Source organism: Streptomyces sp. NPDC002574, from assembly GCF_042889545.1.
In the GTDB taxonomy this organism is placed as follows: Bacteria; Actinomycetota; Actinomycetes; order Streptomycetales; family Streptomycetaceae; genus Actinacidiphila.
This window is the reverse complement of the sequence record NZ_JBIARB010000016.1, coordinates 165,063-179,955: the sequence shown is the minus strand read 5'-3', so window position 1 is coordinate 179,955 and position 14,893 is coordinate 165,063. Positions and strand designations below refer to the sequence as shown.

Here is a 14,893-nt window from a genome sequence, read left to right as displayed (position 1 = left end):
GTTGAGTTCTCAAGGAACGGAAGCTTCCTTCGAGACCGTTTCACCGGCCCCTCCGGGCTTTCCCTTCGTTGTCACCAGCTTATCAGACTCTTTCGAGCCCGATTCCCGCCGGTGGGGATTGATGCTTTCCTGCTTTTGCGTTCCGGCCTTTCGGCTTTCCCGCTCCCCGACTTTAGCAGATGCTTTCCGTCGGATTTACCACCCGGATTACGAGGACACACGTTTCCGCACTCACTCGTCCCGGGGGTTGTCCCAACCTAGTGGACCCGCCCGGTCGGAGCAAATCCGCTGCCCAGAGGTGTGGGCGGTCGTGGAGGGGTGGCAGACTAAGTGGTCTGGACCACTTGGGAGGCTTCACTATGACGACTGTTTCGGCGCCCCTGAACGGGCGCGTCATCGGGCTGGCCGCGGTGCCGGACCCCGTGTTCTCCGGCGCGATGGTCGGCCCCGGTACTGCGGTCGACCCCGTGCGCGAGCCGTCGACGGCGGTGTCCCCCATCGACGGGGTGGTGGTCTCCCTGCACGCGCACGCGTTCGTCGTGGTCGACACCGAGGGCCACGGGGTACTGACGCACCTGGGCATCGACACGGTGCAGCTGGGCGGCGAGGGCTTCGAGGTGCTCGTCGCCAAGGGCGACACCGTGGTGCGCGGCCAGGAGATGGTGCGCTGGAACCCGGCCGCTGTCGAGGCCGCCGGCAAGTCCCCGGTGTGCCCCGTGGTGGCACTGGAGGCGACGGTCGACGCGCTGTCCGAGCTGCGGGAGGACGGCGACGTGGTCGCCGGGGCCACCCTCTTCTCCTGGACGTAGCCTTTTCGGCAGGGCCACTTCCGACGCAGGTACACGACGCAGTTACACAGGGAACGCGGTCGCGAGCGTCCGCGACAACCGGAGACGGGTGAGATGGAGACAACGCTGCGAGGCGTCGGTGTCAGCCACGGTGTGGCGATCGGCGAGGTACGGCACATGGGCACCGCGGTACTGGAGCCCCCGGCCAAGCAGATTCCGGCCGAGGAGGCGCCGCGGGAGCAGGCGCGGGCGCGGCAGGCCGTGGAAGCGGTCGCCAACGACCTGGTCGCGCGCGGCAATCTGGCCGGTGGCGAGGCGCAGGCCGTGCTGGAGGCCCAGGCGCTGATGGCGCAGGACCCCGAGCTGATGGCCGACGTGGAGCGGCGCATCGCGGTGGGGAGTTCGGCGGAGCGCGCGGTGTACGACGCCTTCGCCTCGTACCGGGCGCTCCTGGCGAACGCGGGCGAGTACCTGGCCGGCCGGGTCGCGGACCTGGACGACGTGCGGAACCGGATCGTGGCGCGGCTGCTCGGTGTGCCCATGCCGGGTGTGCCGGACAGCGACGAGCCGTACGTGCTGATCGCGCGGGACCTGGCCCCGGCGGACACGGCGCTGCTGGACCCGTCGCTGGTGCTCGGGTTCGTGACCGAGGAGGGCGGCCCGACCAGTCACAGCGCGATCCTGGCCCGGGCTCTCGGCGTGCCGGCGGTGGTGGCGCTGCAGGGCGCGACCGAGCTGACCGAGGGCACGGTCATCGCCGTGGACGGCAGCACCGGCGACATCTTCGTCGAGCCGAGCAAGGACCGGCGGGCCGAGCTGGCGAAGGCCGCGGCGGAGCGCAGGGCCGCGCTCGCGGCGTCGTCGGGGCCGGGCGCGACCTCGGACGGTCACAAGGTGCCGCTGCTGGCGAACGTCGGAGGGCCGGCCGACGTCCCGGCGGCGGTCGCGGCGGGCGCCGAGGGCGTGGGTCTGTTCCGTACCGAATTCCTGTTCCTGGACGATTCCAAGCAGGCTCCTTCCGAGGAGAAGCAGGTCGAGGCGTACCGGAAGGTGCTCGAGGCCTTTCCCGAGGGCCGGGTCGTGGTGCGGGTGCTGGACGCGGGCGCGGACAAGCCGCTCGACTTCCTGACGCCGGCCGACGAGCCGAACCCGGCGCTGGGCGTGCGGGGTCTGCGCACCCTGCTGGCGCACCCGGACGTCCTGCGCACGCAGCTGCGCGCGCTGGCCACGGCCGCCGAGGGTCTGCCGGTGTACCTGGAGGTCATGGCGCCGATGGTGGCGGACCGCATCGACGCCAAGGCGTTCGCGGACGCCTGCCGCGAGGCCGGGCTGCAGGCGAAGTTCGGGGCGATGGTGGAGATCCCGTCGGCGGCGCTGCGGGCGCGGTCGATCCTGCAGGAGGTCGAGTTCCTTTCGCTGGGGACCAATGACCTGGCGCAGTACACCTTCGCGGCGGACCGCCAGGTCGGTTCGGTCTCGCGGCTGCAGGACCCGTGGCAGCCGGCGCTGCTGGACCTGGTCGCGGCGGCCGCCGAGGCGGCCCGCGCGGAGGGCAAGAGCTGTGGTGTGTGCGGTGAGGCGGCCTCCGATCCGCTGCTGGCGTGCGTGCTGACGGGTCTGGGTGTGACGAGCCTGTCGATGGGCGCGGCCTCGCTGCCCTACGTCCGGGCGACGCTGGCGAAGTACACGCTGGCGCAGTGCGAGCGGGCCGCCGCGGCGGCGCGGGCGACGGACACGGCCGACGAGGCCCGCCGGGCGGCGCAGGCGGTGCTGTCCGGCGAGTGAGGTGAACGTGCTCACCCCGAGGGGCGTCCCGCCGGTGTGCGGGGCGCCCCTCGGCGTTTCGGCGCCGCCGTGCGGTCAGTCCTCCGGGGGCGGGAGCGGGAAGCCCGGGCGGTGGACGACGCCGGGCTCGGGCGGCACGGGCTCGCCGGTCTCGGCGTCCGTGCAGTAGGCGTTGAACACCTCGGCCTCGCTGAGCGGGCTGAGCCAGCCGTCGCGCAGTGTCCAGCCGCGGACCTCGTCGGGAGGACCGGCTCCGGGGCCGCCCCGTCCCGAGGAGGGGGCGGTACTGCGCACGACGAGGCCTCCGGGGCTGTCCGTCGCCAGGCCGGCGGCGAGGACGGTGCAGCAGACGAGGGCCTCGGCCTCGGCGAGGTGGACCATCCCGTGCTCGTCGCAGCGGGCGTGCATCGCCGCGAGCAGGGTGGTGTCCTCGGTGGGGACGCTGCACACCACGTGGTGGGTGCCCGGGCCGGCGGCGTCGAGGAGGCGGGTCAGTGCCTGGGAGGCCCGGTCGAACGAGGTCCGGGCGAGGTCGTCGCCGCAGCACGCGCAGTCCCCGGCCCGGGCGAGGATGTCGCCGGCGAGCTCCCAGGTGGCCTGGCGGGTCGTCTCGTACTCGAGCTGCGTGACGAGGTGTTCCAGCGCCTGGCCGGTGTACGGGACGGTGGGTCCTGAGGCGGTGACGTCCGCCGCGTAGCGTGCCCGGGCGCGCGAGGTGTCGGCGTCGCCGCCGGTGTCCACGCAGTACTGGGCGTACTCCCCCGGGTCGAAGACCCCGACGCGGACGTGGATGCCGCGGGAGGTCAGGGAGCGCAGCAGCCCCTCCATGCGGCGCAGGTAGTCGGTGTGGTCGTGGAACCGGAAGCTGCGGTAGCCGCGCATGGCGTCGAAGTCCGCGGCCGCGGTCAGGAGCGCGACGGTGGTCGGCGCCTCGCGGCGCAGGGCGCGCCGGCCGGTCCTGACGGTGCGTCGCGCTGTCCCGGCCCGGTTCCCGGCCTGGTCCTTGACCTCGTTCTTCGAGCGGTTCCCGGCGCGGTTCCTGGTGTGTGTCATGGCTCCCCCTGGGTACGGCGATTCAATGCTCACTCACCGTAACCGAGGCCACTGACAGTGACGGTTCCGCCTGCGGGGGCTGCCTGCCGGCGGGCAGCCCCCGGCCCGTCAGCCGCGGGTGCGGGCCAGTTCCTCGTAGAAGGCCAGGAGGCCGATGTCGTCCACGGAGCCGGGGTTGACGGCCTTGGCGAGCGGGGTGCCCTGGAGGAGCTTCTTGACGGGGACCTCGATGCGCTTGCCGGTGAGGGTGTGCGGGATGCCGGGGACCGGGATGATCTCGTCGGGCACGTGCCGGGGGGAGAGCTGCTCGCGGATGGTGCGCTTGACCTTGTCGCGCAGGGCGTCGTCGAGTTCGGCGCCGTCGGCGAGCTGGACGAACAGCGGCATCCAGTAGCCGCCGTCGGGCTGTTCGACGCCGATGACGAGGGACTCGCGGATCTCCGGGAGCCGTTCGACGGCCTCGTAGATGTCGGCGGAGCCCATGCGGACGCCCTGGCGGTTGAGGGTGGAGTCGGAGCGACCGTGGATGATCACCGTGCCGCGCGAGGTGAGGGTGATCCAGTCGCCGTGCCGCCAGACGCCGGGGAACATCTCGAAGTAACTGTCGCGGTACCGGGTGCCGTCCGGGTCGTTCCAGAAGTGGATCGGCATGGACGGCATGGGGTTGGTGACGATCAGCTCGCCGACCTCGTCGGTGACGGGCTTGCCGTACGCGTCCCAGGCCTGCAGGTCGGTGCCGAGGCAGGGGGCCTGGAGCTCGCCGATGTACACCGGGAGGGTCGGCACGCCGCCCGCGAAGCAGCTGCAGACGTCCGTGCCGCCGCTGACGGAGGCGATCCAGAGGTCCTCCTTGACCTCGTCGTGGATCCAGCGGAAACCGTCCGGCGGGAGCGGGGAGCCGGTGGTGGCCACGCACTTGACGGCCGAGAGGTCGTGGTCGCGGCCGGGGCGCACGCCCGCCTTGCGGCAGGCGATGACGTACGCGGCGGAGGTGCCGAAGACGGTGGTGCCGGTGCGTTCGGCGACGCCCCACTGGGCGCCGGTGTCGGGGAAGCCGGGGCTGCCGTCGTACAGGACGATCGTGGAGCCCGCGAGCAGTCCGCCGACGAGGAAGTTCCACATCATCCAGCCGGTGGAGGTGTACCAGAAGAAGCGGTCCCGCGGCCCGAGGTCCATGTGGAGCCCGGTCTGCTTCAGGTGCTCCAGCAGGATGCCGCCCTGGGACTGGACGATGGCCTTGGGCAGGCCCGTGGTGCCGGAGGAGTACAGCACCCACAGCGGGTGGTCGAACGGGACCTGCTCGTAGACCGGTTCCCGGTCGCCGGAGACCAGGTCGTCCCACTCCAGTGTGCCCTCGGGTGCGGCGGTGCCGAGCAGCGGAATGTGCACGACGGCACGCAGTGAGGGCAGTTCGGCGCGCAGTTCGGCGACGACGGCGGTGCGGTCGTGCTCCTTGCCGCCGTAGCGGTAGCCGTCGACGGTGAACAGGACGACGGGTTCGACCTGCTGGAAGCGGTCGAGGACGCTGCGGGCACCGAAGTCCGGGGCGCAGGAGGTCCACACGCCGCCGACCGCCGCTGTGGCCAGCAGGGCGACGACCGCCTGCGGGATGTTGGGGAGGTAGCCGCTGACCCGGTCGCCGGGGCGGACGCCGAGGGCGCGCAGCTCATGGGCGAGGGACGCCACCTGGCCGCGCAGTGCGCCCCAGCTCGTCTCGCCGATGTCGTGGCGCTCGTCGAGGTGGAGCAGCGCCGGCGCGCCGGCGCGATCCGGGTCCTCGGCCGGACGCAGCGCGTGCTCGGCGTAGTTGAGGGTGGCGCCGGGGAACCACCGCGCTCCCGGCATGGAGGCGTCGGCGAGCACCGTCTCGTACGGGGTGCCGAAGCGCACGTCGAACCACTCCACGACGGCCTGCCAGAAGGACTCCGGCTCGCGCACCGACCAGGCGTGCAGCGCGGCGTAGCCGGCGACGGGGTCGGCCAGGTCGGCGGCGGGTGCGCCGTGCCGGCCCGCGGCCCAGGTCTGGAAGCGGGTCACCTGGGCGCCGGAGACACGGTCGGGGCCGGGCCGCCACAGCGGCCGCGCGGTCTCCGCGGGGGTGGCGGGCTCGGATGTGGTGCTCATGGGGCGGCTCCCGGACGGTACGCGGCGCTGCGTCGTGTGCGGTCGGACCGCGGCGGGCGGAATGTCCCGGCGCGCGGATGGGCAGGACGATGCCACGTGATCGTCTTCGGCGCCAGGGCCCACCCCACACATTCGGGGGTGTCACCATGTGCCCGGACCCCGGTGAACAGGGGGCCTGCGGGCGGCGGGGCGTGCGGGAACGGTGAAAGGGTGGGGTGTATGGATGCTCGGGACCTGGCACGGCAGGTGCGCGCGGTCGGATCGGCGAACGGGCTGCGGTCGGTGCGCGCCGCGTGGCGCCGGCAGCGGACGGACGCGCGGGACCTGCCGCGGAGGGGGCCCGAGCGGGCGCGGGTGCCGGGGGCGGCCGAGGGCGCGGACCCGCTGCCGGGCGGCGGCCTGGTCCGGTTCGCCCGGTCGAGCCTGCGGGTGCGGGTCGCGGCGGGCGGCGCGGTCTTCTGCGGCTGGGACGGGGCGGAGCCGGAGCCGTCGTACGCGCTGGCGGGGAGCTGCCCGGACGCGGACGTCCGGGCCGTGATGGAGCCGGACAAGGACGGCTGGCGGGTGGTGTCGGAGCGGGTCACCGTGATGGTGTCGCGGCACGGCGCGGTGGAGTTCCGCACGCCCGGGGGGCTGCTGCTGCGCAAGGACCTGCCGCCGCGCTGGTGGGACCCGCTCGGCTCCCGGGACGGCACCGAGGCGCGCTGGGTGCAGCGCTCTGAGACGGCGGCGGACGCGGCGGTGTTCGGGCTCGGCGGGCGCGCGTCGGGGCCGCGGCTGGGCGAGGGCTCGTACCGGCTGTGGAACACCGACCCGGACGGGACCTTCGAGCCGGAGACCGATCCGCTGTACATCACGATGCCGGTGCAGTTGGTGGTGGCGGACGCGGGCAGTCATCTGGTCTTCCACGACAACACCTGGGACGGCCGGGTGACGCTGCGCGACGGCGAGGAGGGCGCGGGCTCGGGGCACGACCGTCCCGGCGGCTGCGAAGTGCGGGTGGACGGCGGTCCGCTGCGCTACTGGGTGATCCCCGGCACGCCGGCGCGCATCCTGACCGCGTGGACGGCCCTGACCGGACGCCCCGCGCTGCCGCCGCGCTGGGCGCTGGGGCACCAGCACTCGCGGTGGGGCTTCGGCTCCGAGGCCGAGGTGCGCCGGGTGGCCGCCGGTTACCGGGAGCGCGGGCTGCCGCTGTCGGCGATCCACCTGGACATCGACCACTACGAGGGCCACCGGGTCTTCACCGTGGACCGCGAGCGCTTCCCCGATCTGCCGGGGCTGGCCGAGGAGTTGCGGACCGCGGGCGTGCGCCTGGTGTCCATCGTGGACCCGGCGGTCAAGGAGGAACCCGGGAACCCCGTCCACGACAGCGGGGTGGCCGCGGACGTCTTCGTGCGCGACGCCCACGGCGAGACCGTCCGCGGTGTGGTGTGGCCGGGGGACGCGGTGTACCCGGACTTCACCGACCCGCGCGTGCGCAAGTGGTGGGGCGGGCTGTACGCGGAGCGTCTGGCGCAGGGCTTCGCCGGGGTGTGGCACGACATGAACGAGCCGGTGTCCTTCGCGGCGTTCGGCGACGCGACGCTCCCCCGCTCGGCCCGGCACGCCCTGGAGGGCCGCGGCGGCGACCACCGCGAGGCGCACAACGTCTACGGCCTCTCCATGGCGCGGGCCGGGTACGAGGGGCTGCGCGAACTGCACCCCGACAACAGGCCGTTCCTCTTCTCCCGCTCGGGCTGGGCGGGCATGCAGCGCTACGGCGGCACGTGGTCGGGCGACGTCTCCACCAGCTGGCCGGGGCTGCGGGCCTCGCTGTCGCTGGTGCTGGGCCTGGGGCTGTGCGGGGTGCCCTACTCGGGGCCGGACGTCGGCGGGTTCACCGGCAGTCCCTCGCCCGAGCTGTATCTGCGCTGGTTCCAGATGGCCGCGTACTTCCCGTTCTTCCGTACGCACTCGGCGATCACCGCGGGCCGCCGAGAGCCGTGGGAGTTCGGGCCACGGGTGCTGGAGGGCGCGCGGGCCGCGCTGCGCGAGCGGGAGCGGCTGATGCCGTACCTGTACACGCTGGCGCACGGGGCGCGGCAGTCGGGCGCCCCCTATGTGCGGCCTGTGTGGTGGGGCGACCCCGAGGACCGCAAACTGCGCGCGTGCGGGGACGCGTTCCTGCTCGGCGACGCTTTGCTGGTGGCCCCGGTGATGGAGCAGGGCGCGACGGAGCGGGCGGTGCGGCTGCCGCGCGGCCTGTGGTACGACACGGCGACCGGGGAGGCGTACCAGGGGCCCGGGCAGGTGTTGCTGCCCGCGCCGCAGGAGCGCGTCCCGGTGCTGGTCCGGGCGGGGTCGGTGGTGCCGGTGGCGGAGGACGACGGGTCCGTGGCCCTGGAGGCGTGGGCGCCCGCGGCCGGGCGCACGGGCGGCGGCCTGCTGGTCACCGACTCCGGCGACGGCTGGGCGGAGCCGCGTACGGAGCGCTTCACGTCCCGGCTCGTGGACGGCGCGGTGGTGGTGACCCGGGACGGGCACGACGAGGTGGGCCACGCCGTGCGGGTGCGGGGATCAGCCGCTCAGTAGCGGCCGTCGAACCAGTTCCGCACGGCCTCCGTGTGCAGCGGGAAGGCCAGTTCGGCGGGCGCGGTCAGGATCTGCCGGGAGTCGGTCTCGTCAGTGGGGACGTCGGGCGGCAGATCCTCCTCGGCCCGCTCGGGCAGCAGGCCGAAGAGCAGCACATGGCCGGTGTCGCCGCTGAGGGCGTCCGCGAGCCGCACGTCGGAGACCGCGGCCTTGATGCCGGTCTCCTCGTCGAGTTCGCGGACCACGGCCTGCTGCCAGGTCTCGCCGTGGTCGACGAATCCGCCGGGGAGGCCGAGCATGCCGCGCGCCGGCTCGATGGTGCGGCGGATCACGACCAGCCCGGTCGTGCCGTCCGTCCGCACCGGCAGCAGCGCGATCGCGACCGGCAGCGGGTTGCGGTAGGTGACGTTCCCGCAGGCGGGGCAGGTCCGCGGCCAACCGGCGCCGGGACCGAACTCGGCACCGCAGTAGGAGCAGTGGCTGTCCTTCTGACGACTGGTCACCCGCGGACTGTATCCGACGGCGGCGTCGCCCGCGGGTGTCGGGTGCCGATCCCTGTCCGTCGCGGCGGGTGACAGGGCAGACTGGCGTCCGTGACACCCGAATCCCTGCGAAAAGGCGCCAATCTCCCGGTGCCCGTGCCGGCCGTGCGGGCCGTGCTGGACTGGTCGCCGGGCCCCGGCGTGCCCGACGTCGACGCCTCGGCGCTGCTGCTGACCGCCGAGGGGCGGGTGCGTTCCGACGGCGACCTCGTCTTCTACAACCAGCCGGTGCACGGCTCCGAGGCCGTACGGCACGTAGGGAAGCAGGCCGGCCCCGCGCAGGCGACGGACGCCCTCGACGTGGACCTCGCCCGGGTGGAGCCGGCCGTCGAGCGGATCGTGCTCTGCGCGTCCGCGGACGGCGGGACCTTCGGGCAGGTGCCGGGGCTCCGGCTGCGACTGCTGGACGCCCGCAACGGGGCGGAGATCGCGCGCTTCGACATGCGGGCGGAGACGGAGACGGCGTTCGTCGGCGGGGAGCTGTACCGGCGCGGCGGTGTCTGGAAGTTCCGGGCGGTGGGTCAGGGCTACGCGTCCGGCCTCGCCGGGCTGGCCACCGACTTCGGCATCACCGTCGACGCGCCGCCGCCCCCGGTCCCGGCCCCGCAGCCGGTCGCACCACCACCACCACCACCGCCGCCGTTCCCGGGGACGGTGCCCCCGCCCGCGCCGTTCCCGGCGGCCGCCGCTCCTCCCCCGCCGCCGGTCACACGGCTCACCAAGGGCGAGGAGCACCTGCCGCCCGACATGCGCAAGCGCCTGAGCCTGCGCAAGGAGCAGGTCGCCGTCAGCCTGCGCAAGCACGGCGCCGCGGACGTCGTGGCGCGGGTGATCCTCGTGCTCGACGCGTCCGGGTCGATGAGCGGCCTGTACGCACGGGGCGTCGTCGCCGGCGTGGTGGAGCGCATGGCGGCGGTCGCGGCACAGATGGACGACGACGGCGAGATGCAGGCGTGGACCTTCGCCTCGTACCCGGCACGCCTGCCGGACCTGCGTCTGGCGGAGCTGCCGGAGTGGCTGAGGCTGCACGTGCGGGTCGGCGAGCTCAGCCTGTTCGGCCGTCCCAAGAAGCCGCGTCACGGAATGCGGCCGGGCCAGGTCGACATGCGGCTCGTCGGCATCCAGAACGAGGAGCAGAAGGTCATCGCGGAGGTCCGGGCGTACGTCCGGGCGAACCCGGCGCCCGTGCCCACGCTCGTGCTGTTCTTCTCCGACGGCGGCGTCTACCGCAACGCGCAGATCGAGCAGCAACTGCGGGAGGCGGTGGAGGAGCCGCTGTTCTGGCAGTTCGTCGGTCTGGGCCGGGCCAGCTTCGGCGTGCTGGAACGGTTCGACACCCTGCCGGGCCGCCGCGTGGACAACGTGGGCTTCTTCGCCGTGGACGACATCGCGACCGTGCCGGACGCCGAGCTCTACGACCGGATCCTCTCCGAGTTCCCCTCCTGGCTGACCGCCGCGCGGCGGGCGGGCATCCTGCGCTGAACCTCCCGTTTGTCGGCGGCGGTCGGCCCGTAGGACTCCAGGACGACGGGAGCGCCCAGCACCTCGGCGACGGCCCGTGACCAGGCGGCCCCGTCGGCGCCGGGAGTGTCCCAGCGTGCGGGCCGGGCGGTGGTCAGGCGGTCGGTGAGGGCGGCCCGACCGGTCAGGTCACCGGGGCGGGAGACGGGTATCCGGCTCTCGCCGGTGTCGTAGCCGCGGACGAGACGCAGTGCGGGAAAGCGGGCGGGGGCGTCGAGGTGGGTGAGCGCGAGGGCCTCCACACCGCCGCACACCTCGGCGGCGTAGGCGTGCGCCACGGCGTCGAAGTGGCCGACGCGGAAGGCGCCCTGCCAGGCGCCCGTGCCGTTGTGGGGTTCGGGCAGCAGCGCGGCGAGCGCCGGGTCCTCGGTCATGTGCGGGCCGGGGCCGTGCCGTGTGGTGTACGCGCGGACGACTCCGAGGCGCCGGGCGGTGCACGGCCGGTCCGACTCGGCGAGCAGCGTCTCGGCGTTGGCGAAGGTGGTCGTCGACCACGTGGTGTACGGGTGGAAGCCGTGCCACTCGTCGAGCAGCACCCCCTGGGCACCCTCGAACACCACGGGTCCGGTGCGCAGGACGCGGGCCAGGTGCGTGCCGTCGGTGAGGGTCACGGCGCGGGCGAACGCGGTGAAGGCGTCGGCGCAGTGCTCCGGCGGCGGGGCGGGCAGGGCGCGCCCGAGCTCGTCGGCCAGGCGGTCGTGCAGGAGGCGGAGCTTGCGCAGCAGCCGGGGACGGGAGACGCAGTCGCCGGCGGTCGGCGCGTCCTCGGGGTGCGCGAGGGCGTAGGCCGCGGTCTCGCCGATGCCCATGCCGCACGAGCCGTGCCGCGCCGCCCCGCGCGCCCTTTCGCGCAGGCGGTTGGCGGCGGCGTGGTACGGCGTGGTCAGGCGGGCCTCGCGGTCGACGGTCAGCAGGGCGTACGGCGCCGGGACGCCGAGCGCGGTGAGATGGTCGGCCTCGGCGGCGAGCGCGAGCGGGTCGACGAGCATGAAGCGCGACAGGTGCGTCGGGACGCCGCGCAGGGTGCCGGAGCCGAACTGGGCGAAGGTGTGGTGGCGTCCCTCGGCGGTGACGACGTTGTGTGCCGCCTGGGCGCCGCCGTTGAAGCGGACCACGGCGTGGACCGGCCCGGTGGCGCAGAGCCGGTCCACGACGGTGCCCTTGCCGGCGTCGCCGTAGCCGAGGTCGACGACGATGGTGTGCACGGTTCCGGGTCCCTCCGGTGCGATGGGTGCGGCGGTGCGGGGCAGCGCCCTTACAGGCGCGTGGTGCCCGTCGAGCCGTCCGCGCCGTTCGCTTCGTCGGCGCCGTCGATCAGAGGCGTGTCCGTCACCGCCACGGCCGAGCGGTCGCGGTCGAGGGCGGCGAGGGCCTTGCCGACGGAGGCGGTGGCCGCGGAGCCGACGTCGGCGAGGTCGTCGAGGCCCTCGGCGAGGTCGATGGCCTCCTCGCCCAGGCCGATGGTGAGGGCGATGGTCTCGCAGACGGCGTCGAGGTCGTCCAGCTCGATGACGTTCTGGCCGAGCAGCTTGCGCCAGGTGCCGAGGACTTCGGCGTTGCCGACGTAGGAGGAGCCCGCCGGCAGGATGTAGTAGACGTCGAACTTCCGCCGGAGCTCGGCGACGATCCGCGTGACCGGGATGTCCTCGGGGAGGTCGTCGCCGAGGACGTCCCGCACCTCGCGGGCCTTGACCTTGCCGTAGGGCAGCTCGTCGCCGATGAGGAACAGGTAGCCGCGGCCGCCGCGCTTCTCGTGGCAGTCCAGGGAGGTGTGGCGGGCCATGGCGTAGAGGGCGAGTTCGTAGGACTCGGTCATCTGACCGCCGCCCCCGCCCTCCAGCAGGATGTTGCCGAGGTCGTCGTCCATCCGGTTGTCCGACTCGAACTGGCCGAGCTGGAGCGGGACCCGGTCGCAGGTGGCGTCGCCGACCGCGCCGAAGAGGATCTGCGGGTGCTCGGTGTAGCCCTTGCGCAGCAGCAGGCCGAACAGCTCGGGGAGCTTGGTCTGCAGCACCTGCGGGACGGTCCGCATGGAGCCGGTGACGTCGAACAGGACGGCGATGGCGAGCGAGGTGGGGTGCTCGTCGGAGTCGCGGCTCTCGCGGACGGCGATGTCCTTCGGGTCGAGCGAGGGGTGCGCGGCCCAGGATCCGCGCGGCGCGGACGAGGTGACGCGGTCGCTGTAGGCGAACGCGCCGGCGCCGGAGGCGGCGCGGTACCGCGCGGCGGCGTCGTAGACGTTGGTGGACCAGCTTCCGCTGCCCATGGTGATTCCCCCTTGGTACGTCAGGTGTGGGTACGGGTGCCCGGCATGGTGAACGGGCGGAAGGTGCGCGGGCCGTAGAGGCCTTCCAGTGCCTCGTCGAGCTCCGCGAGCAGCCGCCACGCGTCGTGCGGACGGCGCGCCTCGGAGGGCAGCGTGCAACCGCGGAGGAAGGCCCGCAGCGGCTTGGGCACGCGGTCCCCCATCAGTTGCTCCACGCACCGCGAGGCGAGGTGGATGTCGGTGGCCTCGGTGGCGGGACGCCGGCCGGTGACCTCGGGCGGGTAGAGGGCGCGATGCCGCTCGACGAGGGCGGGCACGGCCGCGCCGCGTTCGGTGGAGTAGCACCAGTCGACCAGGACGAGGCCGTGCTTCGCGGGATGGATCAGGACGTGCTCGGGCAGGACGGCGCCGTGGACGATCCCGGCGCGGTGCGCCCAGCCGAGGGCGACCAGCAGCCGGCGCCACATCCAGGCGGCGTCGCGCGGGTCGAGGCCGCCGGGGTGCAGAGCGCGGACCTCGGCGAGGGTGTGGAAGCCGCGCAACCGCTGGAGGGCGTTGACGCGGCGCTCGGTGCCGTCGGGTCCGCGGTGGCGGAACGACTCGACGAGACGCGGCGCGTAGCCGCGGTGCCGGGCGTCGGCCACGGTGTGCAGCCGGGTGAGGGCGTCGGCCTCACGCTCCATCAGGTCGTTGTCGGCGGAGCGGCGCGGGATCTTCAGCACGGTGTCCGGGCCGCCGGCGCGCAGCACCGCGAGATCGCCGGTGGCCAGCACGCGGCCCAGCGGGTAGGTGCCGCGGGCGGTGGTGAGCACGGGGCCGTCGCCGGTGTGCAGCCGCCACTGGCCGGTGAGCCGGACGAAGGCGGCCTCCGCCTCCTCCGCGCGGCCGGCCGGCGCCGTGTCGGGGTGCAGCAGGCGGGCGAGCCGTCGGTAGTGGCGGGCGGCCTCGGCGGCGTCGGAGGGGAACGGACGGCCGAGGGCGGCCAGGGCCTCGTCGAAGGTGCGCGGGCGGCGGGTCGTCGTGGAGCGCGGGCTCGTGGGGCGGGCCGCGGCGGTCATCGGACGCTCTCTTCCCGGTCGGGGCGGAGCAGTGCGGGATGCAGCAGGCGGGCGTCGCCCGCGCGGTAGAGGCGGGCACGGGGGCCGCCCCTGGAACCGCCGCGCGTGGCGGTGGCGCCGGTGGACTCCACGAAGCCGGGAACCGAAAGGATCTTGCGGTGGAAGTTCCCGGCGTGCAGGCTCCGGCCCCACACCGCCTCGTAGACGGAGCGGAGTTCGGTGACGGTGAACTCCTCGCCCAGGAAGGCCGTGGCCAACGGGCTGTACTCGATCTTGGAGCGGGCGCGTTCGAGCCCGTCGGCGAGGATCGTGCCGTGGTCGAAGGCGAGCGCCGTGCCGCCGGCGGACGGGACCGGCTCTGCGGACCGGCGGCCGGGACCACCCCCGTGGATCCCGGCCGGCCGGTCCTGCTCCATGGGACGCGGCGGGACCGCGTCAAGGTTCCCTTCCAGGGCGAGGGAGGCCACCGGGACCCACTCGGCCGCGGCCGCGTCGCTGCCGGCGCGCGCCTCGGGGAGATCCGGGGCGAAGGCGAGGTAGGCCACCGACACGACGTGCATGCGCGGGTCGCGGTCGGGCGCACCGTAGGAGCCGAGCTGTTCGAGGTGGACGCGGCCGAGGCCGTGCTCCTCGTCCAGCCCGGTCTCCTCGGCGAGTTCGCGGGCGGCCGCCTGGTCCAGGGATTCCCGGCCGGCCCGCACGAAGCCGCCGGGCAGCGCCCAGGCGCCCTCGAAGGGTTGGGCGCCACGCCGCACCAGCAGTACGTGGAGGGCTCCCTGACGCAGGGTCAGCGTGACCACGTCGACGGTCACGGCGATGGGGTCGAAGGCACGTGGGTCATAGGCGGCGAGGAAATCGTCCTCGCCCTGCCGGTCCGCCATCCCCTGCCACCCCTCGGCCAGTTGTTCTCAGTTCGAGTATTTCTCGCTTCGAGAAGAACTTAGCAGCCGACACCGACACCGTCCACCCGTTTTCGTCACGGGCCCTTCGGAGCAGCGCGCGTGAGGTGACGTCAGGCCCGTACCGGACACGCCCGCGGGCGCCGAGGGGCGGATTCCGGTCAATCCCCGCGGAGGGCTCGCGGGGTCCGGAAGGACGGCGGCCGACCGCGCGCTCGCGCGTCCGCACGGGCTGACCTGGCGGTCGGGCGGCCGGGCGGCCGGGCGGCGGGCCGCCGGTGCC

At 74.0% G+C, this 14,893-nt stretch carries 11 protein-coding genes; 4 read left to right on the top strand and 7 right to left on the bottom strand.

Annotated elements, in window-relative coordinates:
• Positions 1-359: 359 nt before the first annotated feature.
• Positions 360-809: a PTS glucose transporter subunit IIA gene (locus ACFYXS_RS33395; protein ID WP_389255068.1), complete on the top strand. Its 450-nt coding sequence runs from the start codon at positions 360-362 to the stop codon at positions 807-809.
• Between the two features lie 93 nt (positions 810-902).
• Positions 903-2,573, top strand: a complete 1,671-nt coding sequence (gene ptsP / locus ACFYXS_RS33390) for a phosphoenolpyruvate--protein phosphotransferase (RefSeq protein ID WP_389255066.1) — start codon at positions 903-905, stop codon at positions 2,571-2,573.
• Between the two features lie 75 nt (positions 2,574-2,648).
• Here the strand turns inward: ptsP and ACFYXS_RS33385 are convergent, their stop codons facing one another.
• Both ACFYXS_RS33385 and ACFYXS_RS33380 read right to left on the bottom strand, forming a co-directional pair.
• A complete protein-coding gene (locus ACFYXS_RS33385) occupies positions 2,649-3,626 on the bottom strand; it encodes a hypothetical protein (RefSeq protein ID WP_389255064.1) in 978 nt (325 codons plus the stop codon).
• A 108-nt stretch (positions 3,627-3,734) separates the two neighbouring features.
• Complete coding sequence (locus ACFYXS_RS33380; protein WP_389255062.1) at positions 3,735-5,750, bottom strand: acetoacetate--CoA ligase; 2,016 nt, start codon at positions 5,748-5,750, stop codon at positions 3,735-3,737.
• 219 nt (positions 5,751-5,969) lie between these two features.
• Between ACFYXS_RS33380 and ACFYXS_RS33375 the strand changes: the two genes are divergently transcribed.
• Positions 5,970-8,324 carry a glycoside hydrolase family 31 protein gene (locus tag ACFYXS_RS33375; RefSeq protein ID WP_389255060.1) on the top strand — a complete coding sequence of 785 codons (2,355 nt, stop codon included), beginning with the start codon at positions 5,970-5,972 and terminating at the stop codon, positions 8,322-8,324.
• On the opposite strand, the gene ACFYXS_RS33370 is transcribed toward ACFYXS_RS33375, so the two are convergent.
• Positions 8,318-8,827 carry an NUDIX domain-containing protein gene (locus ACFYXS_RS33370; protein ID WP_389255058.1) on the bottom strand — a complete coding sequence of 170 codons (510 nt, stop codon included), beginning with the start codon at positions 8,825-8,827 and terminating at the stop codon, positions 8,318-8,320. The two genes, ACFYXS_RS33375 and ACFYXS_RS33370, sit on opposite strands and share 7 nt — an antisense overlap.
• A gap of 90 nt (positions 8,828-8,917) precedes the next feature.
• On the opposite strand from ACFYXS_RS33370, the gene ACFYXS_RS33365 reads away from it, so the two are divergent.
• Positions 8,918-10,348, top strand: a complete 1,431-nt coding sequence (locus ACFYXS_RS33365) for a VWA domain-containing protein (protein ID WP_389255056.1) — start codon at positions 8,918-8,920, stop codon at positions 10,346-10,348.
• Here ACFYXS_RS33365 and ACFYXS_RS33360 read toward each other — a convergent pair.
• From ACFYXS_RS33360 to ACFYXS_RS33345, 4 genes are read right to left on the bottom strand one after another with little or no spacing between them, the layout of a single operon-like run.
• Complete coding sequence (locus ACFYXS_RS33360) at positions 10,279-11,592, bottom strand: adenylosuccinate synthetase (protein ID WP_389255054.1); 1,314 nt, start codon at positions 11,590-11,592, stop codon at positions 10,279-10,281. The genes ACFYXS_RS33365 and ACFYXS_RS33360 overlap by 70 nt on opposite strands.
• Before the next feature lie 50 nt (positions 11,593-11,642).
• Complete coding sequence (locus ACFYXS_RS33355; protein ID WP_389255052.1) at positions 11,643-12,653, bottom strand: hypothetical protein; 1,011 nt, start codon at positions 12,651-12,653, stop codon at positions 11,643-11,645.
• Between the two features lie 20 nt (positions 12,654-12,673).
• A complete protein-coding gene (locus ACFYXS_RS33350; protein ID WP_389255050.1) occupies positions 12,674-13,711 on the bottom strand; it encodes a molecular chaperone DnaJ in 1,038 nt (345 codons plus the stop codon).
• Complete coding sequence (locus tag ACFYXS_RS33345; RefSeq protein WP_389255048.1) at positions 13,708-14,592, bottom strand: NUDIX domain-containing protein; 885 nt, start codon at positions 14,590-14,592, stop codon at positions 13,708-13,710. Before ACFYXS_RS33345 ends, ACFYXS_RS33350 begins: the two co-directional genes overlap by 4 nt.
• Between the last annotated feature and the right edge of the window lie 301 nt (positions 14,593-14,893).

What these genes read in the sequence shown, in the direction of transcription:
- ACFYXS_RS33395 (WP_389255068.1), top strand. Translation starts at nt 360, where the DNA reads ATGACGACTGTTTCGGCGCCCCTGAACGGGCGCGTCATCGGGCTGGCC.
- ptsP (WP_389255066.1), top strand. Translation starts at nt 903, where the DNA reads ATGGAGACAACGCTGCGAGGCGTCGGTGTCAGCCACGGTGTGGCGATC.
- ACFYXS_RS33385 (WP_389255064.1), bottom strand. Translation starts at nt 3,626, where the DNA reads ATGACACACACCAGGAACCGCGCCGGGAACCGCTCGAAGAACGAGGTC.
- ACFYXS_RS33380 (WP_389255062.1), bottom strand. Translation starts at nt 5,750, where the DNA reads ATGAGCACCACATCCGAGCCCGCCACCCCCGCGGAGACCGCGCGGCCG.
- ACFYXS_RS33375 (WP_389255060.1), top strand. Translation starts at nt 5,970, where the DNA reads ATGGATGCTCGGGACCTGGCACGGCAGGTGCGCGCGGTCGGATCGGCG.
- ACFYXS_RS33355 (WP_389255052.1), bottom strand. Translation starts at nt 12,653, where the DNA reads ATGGGCAGCGGAAGCTGGTCCACCAACGTCTACGACGCCGCCGCGCGG.
- ACFYXS_RS33350 (WP_389255050.1), bottom strand. Translation starts at nt 13,711, where the DNA reads ATGACCGCCGCGGCCCGCCCCACGAGCCCGCGCTCCACGACGACCCGC.
- ACFYXS_RS33345 (WP_389255048.1), bottom strand. Translation starts at nt 14,592, where the DNA reads ATGGCGGACCGGCAGGGCGAGGACGATTTCCTCGCCGCCTATGACCCA.